The sequence below is a fragment of the Sphingopyxis sp. MG genome, assembly GCF_002953155.1.
GTDB lineage: Bacteria > Pseudomonadota > Alphaproteobacteria > Sphingomonadales > Sphingomonadaceae > Sphingopyxis > Sphingopyxis granuli.
Window position 1 is genome coordinate 3918788 of the sequence record NZ_CP026381.1, and the last position, 14250, is coordinate 3933037.

The window sequence follows — 14250 nt, forward strand, 5'->3', positions numbered from 1 at the left end:
CACGGTATCGCCGCCGATCGGGCGCGGCGCCGGGCTGGGGGAATGGGACATGAAGCGCAGAAGCTGTTTCGCCGGGGCGCTGTTCGCCGCGGCGGTCGTTGCCGCGCCGGCGCAGGCCAAGGTGATCGACCAAGGCGATGCCGGCTTCACCGTCGCGCACACGGCGCAGGTCGCGGCGAGCCCCGACGATGTGTGGGCGATGCTTCGCATGCCCCAGAAATGGTGGTCGAAGGAGCATAGCTGGTCGGGCGATGCCGCCAATTTCTGGCTCGATTCGCAGGCCGGCGGCTGTTTCTGCGAAAAGCTGCCCGATACGGGGTCGGGGATGGGCAGCGTCCAGCATGCGCGCATCCTGTTCGCGAAGCCGAACCAGCTGCTGCGCCTGTCGGGCGCGCTGGGTCCGTTGCAGGGCGAGGCGCTGGCCGGCACGCTGACGATCCAGATCAAGGAGATGCCGACGGGCAGCGCGATCCGCTTCGACTATGTCGTCGGCGGCTATATGCGCTTCAAGATCGCCGACATCGCGCCCACGGTCGACGCGGTGATCGGCGAACAGCTCGCCGGGCTGGCGAACGCCCTCGGCGGCGCGCTGGCGGTCGAGCGCGGGAACGACAGGGACGACGAGACGAAGCCGGACGCCGAAGACAGGGAATCGGCGCGTGAGCCGGGGCTCGACGCCGCGGTCGCGGATCTCGTCAGGGAAGCGCCGAAGGATTAGGCCGAATGGCGGGTTCGATTTCCGCTGGATCGATTCGCGCAGAGGCGCTGAGATCGCAGAGAAGAAGGGGAGTTCAGGGGGCGTGGCCGACCGGCCCCTTGATCCGCCGGCTTAGCGGATGATGACATCGAATGGACTCGTCATTGCGAGCGGAGCGAAGCAATCCAGAGCGGTTTACACCGCTCTGGATTGCCGCGCGGCTTTGCCGCTCGCAATGACGAGTCCATTCGATGCACGCCGCTCTAGGCGTCCGGCTTGCTGCGCAGCCGGGCGAGTGCCGCGAAGGGGCCCGCCTGTTCCTCGCTCAGCACGCCCTTTTCGGCGAGGATGCGGTCGGCGTCGGGGTGGCGCGGGAAAGGGTCGAGCGCGAGCGACAGCGTCTGGACCGCCGCTTCGCCCAGATCGATCCGGTCGCCGTCGAGCGGCAATATGTCGCAATCCTCGCCGCTGATCTCGATCTCTTCATCGGCCGCGTCTCCGGTCTCCACCTCGCGCAGGAAGCGCAGGTCGAACGCTTCGCGCAGCGTCGCGGGCACCGGCAGGTCGGTCGCGGCGCACGACTGCACGACATCGGCCTCGACCGCGCCCGTCGCGGCGATGCCGCCGGCGACCGCGCGCACATCGGCCGTCAGCGCGAAGCGGTCGAGCGCGACCAGCCCGAGCCGCGTGGCGATGCGCGTGCGCGCCGCGGCGTCGGCCTCGATCGCGATGCAGCGCCCCTGTCCGGCCTCGGCCAGTGTCACGAGGTGCGAAAATTCGGTCGCGCTCATGCCCCGTCTCCGGCCGCGTCTCCGGGCAGCCGGTCGGCGGCGATCAGCGCGGCGACGGGCATCGCCGCCAACCCCGTGCGCAGCGCCGCCACCTGCGCCTCGACATGCGCGAGCGCGGCTTCGGCGGGTGCCTGTCCGCGCCACAGGTTGCGGACCAGCGCCGCGCGCAGTTCGGGCGAGCCGTCGGGCGCGGCATAGGCGCCCAGCCGTCCGCCGAGCGCCCCCATCATCCGCCCGACCTGTTTGCCGACGACCATGTCGCCGAAGCCGATCTGGCGCATCTGGCCGTCCATGTCGGCGACGAACAATTCGGTGAGCTGCACGCCGGCGATCGCCTGCTCCGGCTCTTCGTCGATCCGGTGGAGAACCAGCGCGAGCACGAGGCTGATCATGTCGAAACGCCCGTCGAGCGTGTCGGGAACGCCGCCCTCGACATACCAGTGCGGGGCGCGGGCCGTCGCGACGATCGCCTGCCACAGCGGGCGGCGCGCCTCGCGCGGGTCGGGGTCGGGCCGAAAGAGTTTGCGGAGCGAGATCATCCCGTCCGCTTAGGCGCAATCGGCGGCGCGGAAAAGGGGGCGGCTGTCGCCGGGCGCGCCGGGGCGGCGGCGCGACAAGCGGCTTGTGCGCCGCGCCTGCTTGCGGTTAAGAGGCGCGGGAGATGCGCAGCGGCCTGCGTCGGTCGCCGGGGCGGGCGGCCAGGGGCGAGGTCAGGACTGCGCGCGACGGAGATTGCTGATGTTCGAAGCCAAGCCTGTCCTTGCCGCCCCCCGCCTGCGCCTGCTGGCGGTGGGACTGATCGTCGCGCTGGCCGCCAGCGGCTGCACGCAGCTTCGCGGGCGGCAGGGCTATGTGGTCGACCCGGTGCTGACCGACGCGATCACCCCCGGGGTCGACAATCGCGAATCGGTCGAACGGACGCTGGGCCACCCGACCTTCGTCGGCCAGTTCAGCAACAACGAATATTATTATCTGTCGCGCGAGACGCGGGCGCTGGCCTTCGCCAATCCGCGTCCGGTCGCGCAGCAGGTGCTGCGGGTCCGCTTCGACCCCGCGGGCAATGTCGCCGCGGTCGATCGCACCGGGCTCGACCAGGTCAGCAAGATCAACCCCAATGGCGACAAGACGCCGACGCTGGGCCGCAGCCGCAGCTTCTTCGAGGACATCTTCGGCAATATCGGCGCCGTCGGAGCGCCGGGCATGGGCGGCGGAACGCCCGGCCAATAAGGCTCTCGCCCTCCCCGCCGCCGGTATGCGGGGGGAGGGTGGTCCTACCCCGCGATGCCGCCGGCGGCGAGCACGGCCAGCGTCACGAGATCGGATGCCGGCGACGCCATCGTCGCGACCTGCACCGGCTTTTCCATCCCGATCAGCATCGGGCCGATGACGGCGCTGCCGCCCAGTTCGCGCAGCAGCTTCGCTGACAGATTGCCCGATTGCAGCCCCGGCATGACCAGCACGTTCGCCGGGCCCGACAGGCGGCAGAAGGGGTAGTTCGCCATCACCTTCGCGTTGAGCGCGACGTCGGGCGCGATCTCGCCCTCATATTCGAATTCGGGCCGGCGTTCGTCGAGGATGTGCACCGCGTCGCGGATATTGTCTAGCCACGACCCCGGCGGGTTGCCGAAGGTCGAATAGGAGAGGAAGGCGACGCGCGGTTCGTGCCCCATGCGCCGCGCGACCTGCGCGGTGCGTTCGGCGATGTCGGCGAGCATTTCCGCCGAGGGGCGTTCGTTGACCGTCGTGTCGGCCATGAAGATGGTGTGATGCTGGCCGACGAGGACGTGGATGCCGAAGGCGGTCTTGCCCTCTGCCGGGTCGATCACGCGGCGCACCTCGCGCATCGTCTGCGAATAGGTGCGGGTGACGCCGGTGATCATCGCATCGCCGAGGCCGAGCTTGAGCAGCAGCGAGCCGAAGATGTTGCGGTCGCGGTTGACCATCCGTTCGATGTCGCGGCGCAGATAGCCGCGGCGCTGGAGCCGCTCGTAGAGCATCTCGACCATCTGCGGGACATGCGGCGAATTGACGCTGTTGTGGACCTCGAAGCTTTCGGGGTCGGCGACGCCCATGTCGCGCAGCATGTCGTGCAGCCCTTCGCGCCCGACGAGCACCGGAATGCCGTAGCCGCCGTCGCGGAACTGGATCGCGGCGCGCAGCACCACCTCTTCCTCGCCCTCGGCGAAGACGACGCGCTTCGGATTCGCCCGCGCCGCTTCATAGGCGAGGGTGAGCACCGAGGTCGTCGGGTTGAGCCGGGCGCGCAGCCGGGTGCGATATTCGGCCATGTCGGCGATCGGCCGCTGCGCGACGCCGCTGTCGATCGCCGCCTTCGCGACCGCGGCGGGGACGATTTCCATCAGCCGCGGGTCGAAGGGCGAGGGGATGATATATTCGGGGCCGAAGCTGGCGGCGCGCCCGCCATAGGCCGCCGCGACCTCTTCGGGCACCTGCTGGCGCGCGAGGTCGGCGATGGCGTAGGCGGCGGCGATCTTCATCTCCTCGTTGATCGCGGTCGCGCGCACGTCGAGCGCGCCGCGGAAGATGAAGGGGAAGCACAGGACGTTGTTGACCTGGTTCGGATAGTCCGAGCGCCCGGTCGCGATGATCGCGTCGGGCCGCGCGGCGCGCGCGTCGGGCGGCGAGATTTCGGGGTCCGGATTCGCCATCGCGAAGATGATCGGCGCCGGCGCCATGTCCTTCACCATCTCCGGCTTGAGCGCGCCCGCGGCCGAGAGGCCGAGGAAGACGTCGGCGCCCTTGAGCGCCTGCATCAGGTCGCGCGCCTCGGTCGGCACCGCGTGCGCCGACTTCCACTGGTCCATCCCTTCGGCGCGGCCCTGGTAGATCGTGCCCTTGCGATCGCACATGATGACGTTTTCGTGGCGGACGCCCATCGCCTTGATCAGTTCGGTGCAGGCGATCGCCGCGGCGCCGGCGCCGTTGACGACCACCTTGATGTCCTTGAGGTCGCGCCCGGTCAGGTGGCAGGCGTTGATCAGGCCGGCGGCGGTGATGATCGCGGTGCCATGCTGGTCGTCATGGAACACCGGGATGTTCATCTTTTCCTTGAGCGCCGCCTCGATGATGAAGCAGTTGGGCGCGGCGATATCCTCGAGGTTGATGCCGCCGAAGCTCGGTTCGAGCAGTTCGACCGCGTCGATGAAGGCCTGCGGGTCCTCGGTATCGACCTCGAGGTCGATCGAATCGACGTCGGCGAAGCGCTTGAAGAGGACGGCCTTGCCCTCCATCACCGGCTTCGAGGCGAGCGCGCCCAGATTGCCGAGGCCGAGGATCGCGGTGCCGTTCGAGATGACGGCGACGAGGTTGCCCTTGGCGGTATAATCGTAGGCGGTGGCGGGGTCGTCGGCGATGGCCTTGACCGGGACCGCGACGCCTGGGGAGTAGGCGAGGCTCAGGTCGCGCTGGGTCGCCATCGGTTTCGACGCGACGATCTCGATTTTGCCGGGTCGGCCGTGTTCGTGGTAGAGCAGGGCCTCTCGGTCCGAAAATTGCACCTTGCTGCCGCTGTCCATATTTTTCCCCTTGGGTTCGTTCAAGGCCCGCGCCGTTTCCCAATCCCCTAGCGTCACCGGCGGCGATTGTAACCGGGCTGAGCGAAAAAGATTCGCGGGACAGGGGCCATCCGTCCCACTCTTCCACGAAGGCCATGCGCGAACTTGCCATGCCGCCCTCAATCACTAAGCAGGGTTCGATGTCCGCAACCGCCCGCACCGCCGCCAACAGCAACGCCGCCCCCGCCGCGACGCCGATGATGGCGCAATATTGGTCGCTCAAGGAAAAGGCGGGCGACTGCCTGCTCTTCTACCGCATGGGCGATTTCTTCGAGCTGTTCTTCGACGATGCGAAGGCGGCCGCCGCGACGCTCGACATCGCGCTGACGTCGCGCGGCGAGCATGGCGGAGAGCCGGTGCCGATGTGCGGCGTGCCGGTCCATTCGGCCGAATCCTATCTCGCGCGGCTGATCCGCGCCGGACACCGCGTCGCCATCGCCGAACAGGTCGAAACCCCGGCCGAGGCGAAGGCGCGTGGCGGGTCGAAGGCGCTCGTCGCGCGCGCCATCGTGCGGTTCGTGACGGCGGGGACGCTGACCGAGGAGGCGCTGCTCGAAGGGCGCAGCGCCAACCGGCTCGCCGCGCTCGCGCAGGTCGGCAGCGAAAGCGAGATCGCGATCGCCGCCGCCGATATTTCCACCGGCCGCTTCGAAGTCGTCGCGGTCCGCCCCGATCAGGTCGACGCCGAACTCGCGCGGCTCGCGCCGTCCGAACTGCTGGTGAGCGAAACCGCCGAAGCGCTTCCCGCCTGGACCGCGCGGCAGGTGGTGCGCCGCCCGGCCGGCGAATTTTCGAGCGGTGCCGGGCAGAAGCGGCTCGAGTCGCTGTTCGCGGTCCAGACGCTCGACGGCTTCGGCGCCTTCACCCGCGGCGAAATCGCGGCGATGGGCGCGATCGCCGCCTATCTCGACCATGTCGGCACCGGCGGTGCGGTCTTTCTCCAGCCGCCGGTGCGCCACAGCGCGTCGGGGCGGATGGCGATCGATGCGGCGACGCGCGAAAGCCTGGAACTCGTCCGTACGATGGCGGGAACGCGCGACGGCAGCCTGCTCGGCACCATCGACCGGACCGTGACCGCGGCCGGCGCGCGGCTGCTCGCCGACGATCTCGCGAGCCCGCTGACCGACAAGGGCGCGATCCTCGACCGGCTCGACCTTGTCGATGCACTCGCGCGCGACGCGCTGTGGCGCGGCGAATTGCGCGCTGCGCTGCGCGCGCTGCCCGATGCGGGCCGCGCACTCGGCCGCCTCGTCGCGGGGCGCGGCGGTCCGCGCGACCTCGCGCAGCTTCGCGATGCGCTCGGCGGCGCGCGGCTGCTGCGCGAACGGCTCGCGCGGCGGCCCGACCTGCCGCCGCTGCTCGCCCGGCTGCTTCCGGGGCTCGACGGGCACGGTGCGCTGGTTGACGAACTGTCGCGCGCGCTGATCGAGACGCCGCCGGTCGATGCCGCGCAGGGCGGCTATATCGCCGAAGGCTATGACGCCGCGCTCGACGCGCTGCGCGAGACCGCGCGCGACGGGCGCAAGGCGATCGCGGCTCTGGAGGCGCGCTATCGCGACCGCACCGGCATCGCCTCGCTCAAGATCCGCCACAATGGCGTGCTCGGCTATCATGTCGAGGTGCCCGCGAAGCATGCCGACGCGCTGATGGCGCCCGAATCGGGCTTCACCCACCGCCAGACGCTCGCGGGCGTCGTGCGCTTCAACGCGTCCGACCTGCACGAGGCGGCGAGCCGGGTGACGCAGGCGGGCGTGCACGCGGTCGCCGCCGAGGCGGCGCACCTCGAAGCGTTGACCGAGGCCGCGGTAGCGCGGCGCGAGGCGATCGCCGCGAGCTGCGACGTGCTCGCGCGGCTCGACGTCGCCGCCGCGCTCGCCGATCATGCGATGAGCCACAACTGGTGCCGTCCCGACCTTGCCGACGATCCGTGCCTCGACGTGTCGGGCGGACGCCATCCGGTGGTCGAGGCGGCGCTGGCGAAAAGCGGCGAGCGCTTCGTGCCCAACGACGTCTCGCTGTCCGAGGCCGACCGGCTGTGGCTCGTCACCGGCCCCAACATGGGCGGCAAATCGACCTTCCTGCGCCAGAACGCGCTGATCGTCGTGCTCGCGCAGGCGGGCGCCTTCGTGCCCGCCGCGTCGGCGAAGCTGGGGCTCGTCGACCGGCTGTTCAGCCGTGTTGGGGCGAGCGACAATCTGGCGCGGGGCCGCTCGACCTTCATGGTCGAGATGGTCGAGACCGCGGCGATACTCGCACAGGCGACGCCGCAAAGCTTCGTGATCCTCGACGAGGTCGGGCGCGGCACCTCGACCTATGACGGGCTCGCGCTCGCCTGGTCGGTGGTTGAGGCGGTGCACGAGGCGAACCGCTGCCGCTGCCTGTTCGCGACGCATTATCACGAGCTGACGCGGCTCGCCGAAACGCTGAACGCGCTGTCGCTTCATCATGTCCGCGCACGCGAATGGCAGGGCGATCTGGTGCTGCTGCACGAGGTCGCCGAGGGGCCCGCCGACCGCAGCTACGGCCTCGCCGTCGCGCGGCTCGCAGGGGTGCCCGCGGGCGTCGTCAGGCGCGCCGAGGCGGTGCTCGCGAAGCTGGAGGCGGGCCGCGAGGCGACCGGCGGCCTGGCCGTGGGGCTCGACGACCTGCCGTTGTTCGCCGCGACGATCGCCGAGGCGCCCGCGGCGAAGCCCGACGCGCTGCGCGAGGCGCTTGCCGTCATCGACCCCGATGCGCTCGCGCCGCGCGAAGCGCTCGATGCGCTCTACCGGCTGAAGCAGCTATGGGCCGAGCAGGAGGGGAGCGGGCGATGAGCGACCTGTTCGCGCATCTCGACGACCGCCGCGCGATTATCGACCGGCGCGCGCTGGCGGGGCGGCTCGATGCGCTGGCGGCCGAGACGGGCGATACCGGGCAGCGCCGCCGCGCGATGGTCGCGCTGCTTCGGCAGGCGCTCGACGCGGGGCGCGCGGAGATCGGCCGCCGGCTGCTGCTCCATCCGTCGGCAGGGCGGGTGACGGCGCATGCGACCGCTTTTCTGACCGACCAGATCGTCCGCCTGAGCCACGATTTCACGGTCCACCACCTCTATCCGGCGAGCAACCCGTCGGCGGGCGAGCGGCTGACGCTGGTCGCGGTCGGCGGCTATGGCCGCGGCGACATGGCGCCGTTCAGCGACGTCGACATCGGCTTCCTGACCCCGTTCAAGCAGACGAGCTGGACTGAGCAGGTGATCGAGGCGCAGCTCTATACGCTGTGGGATCTTGGGCTGAAGGTCGGCCATTCGTCGCGCTCGCTCGACGAGATGATCCGCGCCGCGAAGGAGGATCTGACGGTGCGCACCGCGCTGCTCGAGGCGCGTTTCGTGTGGGGCGACCGAGCGCTCTACGATCAGGCCTCGGCGCGTTTCGATGCCGAGGTGGTTGCGGGCAATGCGCGCGCCTTCGTCGCCGACAAGCTGGCCGAGCGCGACGAGCGGCACAAAAGGATGGGCGATTCGCGCTATGTCGTCGAACCCAATGTGAAGGAGGGGAAGGGGGGGCTGCGCGACCTTCACACCCTGTTCTGGATCGGCAAGTTCATCCACCGCGTGCGCACCGTTCCCGAACTGGTCGACGCCGGGCTGCTCACCAGCCGCGAACTGCGCCAGTTCGCGCGCGCCGAGAATTTCCTGCTCGCCGTCCGCTGCCATCTCCACATGCTCGCGGGGCGTGCCGAGGACCGGCTGACCTTCGACGTCCAGCGCGAGATCGCGGCGCGGATGCAGTTCGCCGAGCGGCCGGGCAAGAGCGCGGTCGAGCGGTTCATGCAGCTCTATTTCCTCCATGCGAAGAGCGTCGGCGACCTCACCGGCACCTTCCTCGCGCATCTCGACGATCAGCTTGCGGCGCGCGGTCGCCGCTTCCTGCCGACGATCCGGCGACGGCCGGGCAAGCTGGGCGGTTTCGTGCTCGATCGCGGCCGGCTGGCGCTGCCGTCGGACGACTTCTTTCAGCAGGATCCGGTGCGGCTGATCGAGATTTTCGCGCTCGCCGACCGGCATGGCCTCGAAATCCACCCGCAGGCGATGCGCCAGGCGCGCCACGACGCCAAACTGATCGAGACGCAGGGCGTGCGCCGCGTCGCGCGCGCGAATGCCCTGTTCCTCGACGTGCTGACGTCCCCGCGCGACCCCGAAACGGTGCTGCGCTGGATGAACGAGGCGGGGGTGTTCGGCCGCTTCGTGCCCGATTTCGGCCGCGTCGTCGCGCAGATGCAGTTCGACATGTATCATCATTATACGGTCGACGAGCACACGATCCGCGCGATCGGCCTGCTTTCGGACATCGAACAGGACCGGTTGAAGGACGATCATCCGCTGTCGACCGCGATCATGCAGCATGTCCAGTCGCGGCGCGTCATCTATGTCGCGGTGCTGCTCCACGACATCGCCAAGGGGCGCGGCGGCGATCACAGCATCCTGGGTGCCGAACTCGCGCTGCGCGTCTGCCCGCGGCTCGGGCTGACCGAGGCGGAGACCGAGACGGTGTCGTGGCTGGTGCGTCATCACCTGCTGATGGCGGCGACGGCGTTCAAGCGCGACCTCGCCGATTTCAAGACGATCCTCGACTTCGCGCAGATCGTCCAGAGCCCCGAGCGGCTGCGCCTGCTGCTCGTCCTCACCGTCGTCGATATCCGCGCGGTCGGCCCCGGCGTGTGGAACAGCTGGAAGCGGCAGTTGCTGGCCGAATTGTTCGACGCCGCCGAAGAGGTGCTGCGCCTCGGCCACAAGCAGCGCGGGCGGGCGGCGCGGATCGCGGGCAAGAAGGAGGAGGCGCAGCGCCTGCTCGCACTCGACGACAAGGCGTTCGCGCGGCTCGCGAGGCGGCTTCCCGAAAGCTATTGGATCGCCGAGCCGGTCGAGGTGATCGCGGCGAACCTGATCCATATCCAGAAGGCCGGCGGCGCCCCGCTGCATATTGCGGCGGTGCCCGACGACGATCGCGGCGCGACGCTGGTGATGGTGCTCGCGGCCGACCATCCGGGGCTCTTCTATCGCATCGCCGGGGGCATCCACCTCGCCGGCGGCAACATCATCGACGCGCGTATCCACACGACGCGCGACGGGCTCGCGCTCGATAATTTCCTGGTCCAGGATCCGCTCGGCCGCCCCTTTGCCGAGGCGGAGCAGATCGTCCGCCTGACGCGGGCGATCGAGGATGCGCTGGCGGGCCGCCAGAAACTGCTGCCCAAGCTGGAGGCGCGCGCGCTGCCGCGCACCCGCGCCGAGGCGTTCCGCATCGCGCCGAACGTCTTCATCGACAACAAGGCGTCGAACCGCTTCACCGTGATCGAGGTCAATGCGCAGGACCGCCCGGCACTGCTCAACCAGCTTGCCTATGCGCTGTTCCAGTCGAAGGTGACGGTGCACAGCGCGCATGTCGCCACCTATGGCGAGCGCGCGGTCGACACCTTCTATGTCACCGACCTGATCGGCGACAAGATCGACAGCGCGGCGCGCGTGAGATCGCTGGAAAAGCGCCTGCTCGAAGCCGCCGCGAGCCGCAGCGAGAATGCCGTCGCCGCCTGATCCGGCCTATCCCCGCAGCACCGCGCCCAGTTTCGCGGCGGCGGCGACGATTCTGTCGGCGATCGCCTTCAGATCGGCATCGGTGAAGCTCTTATCCGCCGGTTGCAGTTCGACCTCGACGGCCAGGCTGACCTGTCCTTCGGGAACGCCCTGGCCGGCGAAGCGGTCGAACAGGCGGGCGCCGGTAATCGCGCCCTTGTCGGCGCCCTTCACCGCGCGGACGAGGTCGGCGGCGGAGAGCGTTTCGGGGGCGAGGAAGGCGAAGTCGCGGCGCACCGCCTGCAGCGCGGGCGGCGCAAAGGCCGCGCGGGCCGGACCGCTCGCGCGCTTTGCCGGGATCGCGTCGAGGAAAATCTGCACCGCCATAACCGGCCCGTCGACGTCGAAATGCCGCGTCAGCGCGGGGTGGAGCGCGCCGAACTCGGCGAGCACCGCCTTGGGACCGAGCCGCAGCGTCGCCGCCTGACCGGGATGCCAGATCGCGCCCTGGGCGACCGGTTCCATCACCTGCAGCCGGTCGGCGGGGGCGCCGGCGGCTTCGAGCAGCGCGAGCGCCGCCGCCTTGGCGTCGAACGCGTCGAAGGGCTGCGCCTTGCCCGCCTGCCAACTGCGCGCGCGGCGTTCGCCCGCCATCAGCAGCGCCAGCGTCGGATGCTCGGCATCGGCCAGATAGCGCCGGCCGATCTCGAACAGGCGGATGCTGTCCGCGCCGCGATTCGCGTTGCGCGCGGCCGCGGCGAGCAGGCCCGGCAGCAGCGACGGACGCATCACCTTGAGATCTTCGCTGATCGGGTTGGCGAGCGCCCAGGTGCCGCCGCCGAACGGCGCCGCTTCGCGCTCGCTGACGAAGCTCCACGTCACCGCCTCGTGGAAACCCGCCGCCGCCGCGGCGCGGCGCAGGCGGCGTTCGAGCATCTGGTCGGCGGTTGCGGTCGGTTTCGCCACCCCGTCGCTGCGCGGCAACGGGGTCGAGGGAATGGCGTCGAAGCCGTGGATGCGCGCCACTTCCTCGACGATGTCGGGCGCGGCGTCGACGTCGCGGCGCCAGCTCGGCACCGTGACCTGCCAGCGTGCGCCCTGTTCGATGACCGTGAAGCCCAGCGCCTCCAGAATCTCGCGCTGGCGCGTGGGGTCGATCGCGACGCCGCCCAGCGTCGCGGCGAGCCCGGGGTCGTAATCGACGTGCCGCGCGGCGACCGGCGGGGCGCCTGCGCGCGTCACCGCCGAGGGGGTGCCGCCGCAGATGGCGAGGATGTGCCCGGTGACGATCGCGGCCGCGTCGTCGAGGAAAGCCGGATCGACGCCGCGCTCGAAACGGCTGCGCGCGTCGCTGGCGAGGCCGAGTGCCTGGCCGGTGAGCGCGATACGCTCCGGGGTGAACCAGGCGATTTCGAGCAAGACGTCGGTCGTCGCCTCGCTGCACCCGCTATGCTCGCCGCCCATGATGCCGGCGATGTCGTGGACGCCGGCATCGTCGGCGATCACCGTCATCGTGTCGGTGAGCGTATAGCTCTTGCCGTTGAGCGCGACGACGCTTTCGCCCGCCTTCGCGCGGCGCGCGACGAGCGGTCCGGTCAACGTCGCGCGGTCGTAGATATGGCTCGGGCGGCCGAGGTCGAACATCACATAGTTGCTGATGTCGACGAGCGCCGAGATCGAGCGCTGGCCGATCGCTTCGAGCCGGCGGCGCATCCATTCGGGCGCGGCGCCGTTGGTGACGCCGGCGATCGTGCGGCCATAGAAGGCGGGACAGCCTTCGGGGTCGTGGGTGGCGATCCCGGTCGCGGGCTCGCCTTCGCCGAGGATCGTCGGGACGGCGAGCGGCTTGAGCGTGCCCAGCCCCGCCGCGGCGAGGTCGCGCGCGATCCCTCGCACGCCCATGCAGTCCTGCCGGTTGGGGGTGATCGATATGTCGATCACCGGATCGTTCGTGCCCGCATGGTCGGCGAAGGGCATGCCGACGGGGGCGTCGGCGGGCAGCTCGATGATGCCGTCATGGTCGTCGCCGAGTTCGAGCTCGCGCGTCGAACACATCATGCCGTTCGATTCGACGCCGCGGATCGCCGAGACCTTCAGCTCCATGCCGTTCGCCGGGACGACCGCGCCGGGCAGGCCGAGCACGCCGACGAGGCCGGCGCGCGCGTTGGGGGCGCCGCACACGACCTGCAACGGCGCGCCGCCGTTGACGTCCGGGCCGGCGTCGACGGTGAGCACCTGCAGCTTGTCGGCCTGCGGGTGGCGCTCGGCGGTCAGGACGCGCGCGACGCGGAAGCCGGCGAGCTTCTCGGCCGGATTCTCGACGCCTTCGACCTCATGGCCAATACGGTTGAGGGTCGCGACCACCGCCTCGACGGTCGCGTCGGTGTCGAGATGCTCCCTGAGCCAGTCGAGGGTGATCTTCATGCCGAAATGCCCCCGGACAGCGTCGGAACGCTCAGCGCGCCGAATCCGTAGTGGGACAGCCACCGGAGGTCGCCGTCGAAGAAGGCGCGCAGGTCGTCCATGCCATATTTGAGCATCGCGAGCCGGTCGATGCCGGCGCCGAAGGCGAAGCCCTGCCATTCGTCGGGGTCGAGCCCGCAATTGGCGATGACGCGCCGGTTGACCATGCCGCTGCCGAGCAGTTCCATCCACGCATGCCCTTCGTCGTCGCCGCTGCCGCCGACGATGCGGCGGCCCTTTTCCTGCCGGTATCCGACATCGACCTCCGCCGACGGCTCGGTGAAGGGGAAATAGCTGGGGCGCAGACGCAGCACGATGTCGTCGCGCTCGAAATAGGCCTTGAGGAAGGTTTCGAGCGTCCATTTGAGGTGGCCCATATGGATGCGGCGGTCGATGACGAGACCTTCGACCTGGTGGAACATCGGCGTGTGGGTCGCGTCGCTGTCGCTGCGATAGACGCGCCCCGGCGCGATGATGCGGATCGGCGGCTGCTGGCTCATCATCGTGCGGACCTGCACCGGCGAGGTGTGGGTGCGAAGCAGCATCGGACGGCCATCGGCGTTCGCCATCTGCGGCGGGAAATAGAAGGTGTCGTGCATGGCGCGCGCGGGATGCGTCTCGGGGATGTTGAGCGCGGTGAAATTGCGCCAATCGTCCTCGATCTCGGGCCCGGTGGCGACTGCGAAGCCCATGTCGGCGAAAATCTCCGCCAGCTCGTCCATCGCCTGGCTGACCGGGTGGACGCTGCCCTGCGGCGCAGCGTCGGCGGGGAGCGTCATGTCGAGCCGCTCGGCGGCGAGCCTTTGCTCGAGCGCCGCGGCTTCGAGCGCGGCCTTGCGTGCGGCGAGTGCGCCGGTGACGGCTTCGCGCAGGGCGTGGATCTGCGGTCCGCGCTCCTGCCGCTCCTCGGGGCTCATCGCGCCTAGCGTCTTGAGCAGCGCCGACACGCTGCCCGCCTTGCCGAGCGCGGCGACGCGCAGCGCCTCCAGCGCGTCGAGGTCGGCGGCCGCGGCGATGTCGCCCACAAGCTGGGCCTGCATGGCCTGATATTCGCTCATCTTCGTTCGTCCTGCGGCGGCCGCCCGCCGAGGCGCGCGCGATCGTCTATATGGTGGTTTCCGGATGCCGGGTCGTTCCGCCGCCGCTTGCACCGAAGGCGGCGCGCGGGTCAACCCC

The 14250-nt window shown here is 70.0% G+C and carries 9 protein-coding genes; 4 read left to right on the forward strand and 5 right to left on the reverse strand.

The annotated features are described in order from the left end of the window. The first annotated feature begins 49 nt into the window (after nucleotides 1-49). Nucleotides 50-718 (forward strand): hypothetical protein, encoded by a 669-nt coding sequence (locus C3E99_RS18085; RefSeq protein WP_076073406.1) that lies wholly within the window; start codon nucleotides 50-52, stop codon nucleotides 716-718. A gap of 242 nt (nucleotides 719-960) precedes the next feature. Here the strand turns inward: C3E99_RS18085 and C3E99_RS18090 are convergent, their stop codons facing one another. Next, a complete protein-coding gene (locus C3E99_RS18090; protein WP_076073407.1) occupies nucleotides 961-1488 on the reverse strand; it encodes a YceD family protein in 528 nt (175 codons plus the stop codon). Continuing rightward, nucleotides 1485-2027, reverse strand: a complete 543-nt coding sequence (locus C3E99_RS18095; protein WP_076073408.1) for a ubiquinol-cytochrome C chaperone family protein — start codon at nucleotides 2025-2027, stop codon at nucleotides 1485-1487. Before C3E99_RS18095 ends, C3E99_RS18090 begins: the two co-directional genes overlap by 4 nt. Nucleotides 2028-2226: 199 nt before the next feature. On the opposite strand from C3E99_RS18095, the gene C3E99_RS18100 reads away from it, so the two are divergent. Then, nucleotides 2227-2715, forward strand: coding sequence for an outer membrane protein assembly factor BamE (locus C3E99_RS18100; protein WP_067112146.1), 489 nt, complete (start codon nucleotides 2227-2229; stop codon nucleotides 2713-2715). A gap of 44 nt (nucleotides 2716-2759) precedes the next feature. Here the strand turns inward: C3E99_RS18100 and C3E99_RS18105 are convergent, their stop codons facing one another. Further along, nucleotides 2760-5024 (reverse strand): NADP-dependent malic enzyme, encoded by a 2265-nt coding sequence (locus tag C3E99_RS18105; protein ID WP_067112149.1) that lies wholly within the window; start codon nucleotides 5022-5024, stop codon nucleotides 2760-2762. A gap of 179 nt (nucleotides 5025-5203) precedes the next feature. On the opposite strand from C3E99_RS18105, the gene mutS reads away from it, so the two are divergent. After that, complete coding sequence (gene mutS, locus C3E99_RS18110) at nucleotides 5204-7876, forward strand: DNA mismatch repair protein MutS (RefSeq protein WP_076073409.1); 2673 nt, start codon at nucleotides 5204-5206, stop codon at nucleotides 7874-7876. Beyond that, nucleotides 7873-10632, forward strand: a complete 2760-nt coding sequence (locus C3E99_RS18115) for a [protein-PII] uridylyltransferase (protein WP_076073410.1) — start codon at nucleotides 7873-7875, stop codon at nucleotides 10630-10632. Before mutS ends, C3E99_RS18115 begins: the two co-directional genes overlap by 4 nt. A gap of 6 nt (nucleotides 10633-10638) precedes the next feature. Here the strand turns inward: C3E99_RS18115 and pheT are convergent, their stop codons facing one another. Both pheT and pheS read right to left on the reverse strand, forming a co-directional pair. Beyond that, nucleotides 10639-13035 carry a phenylalanine--tRNA ligase subunit beta gene (pheT, locus tag C3E99_RS18120; RefSeq protein ID WP_076073411.1) on the reverse strand — a complete coding sequence of 799 codons (2397 nt, stop codon included), beginning with the start codon at nucleotides 13033-13035 and terminating at the stop codon, nucleotides 10639-10641. Continuing rightward, nucleotides 13032-14132 carry a phenylalanine--tRNA ligase subunit alpha gene (gene pheS / locus C3E99_RS18125; protein WP_076073412.1) on the reverse strand — a complete coding sequence of 367 codons (1101 nt, stop codon included), beginning with the start codon at nucleotides 14130-14132 and terminating at the stop codon, nucleotides 13032-13034. The genes pheT and pheS overlap by 4 nt, the downstream gene beginning before the upstream one ends. Nucleotides 14133-14250: the final 118 nt, after the last annotated feature.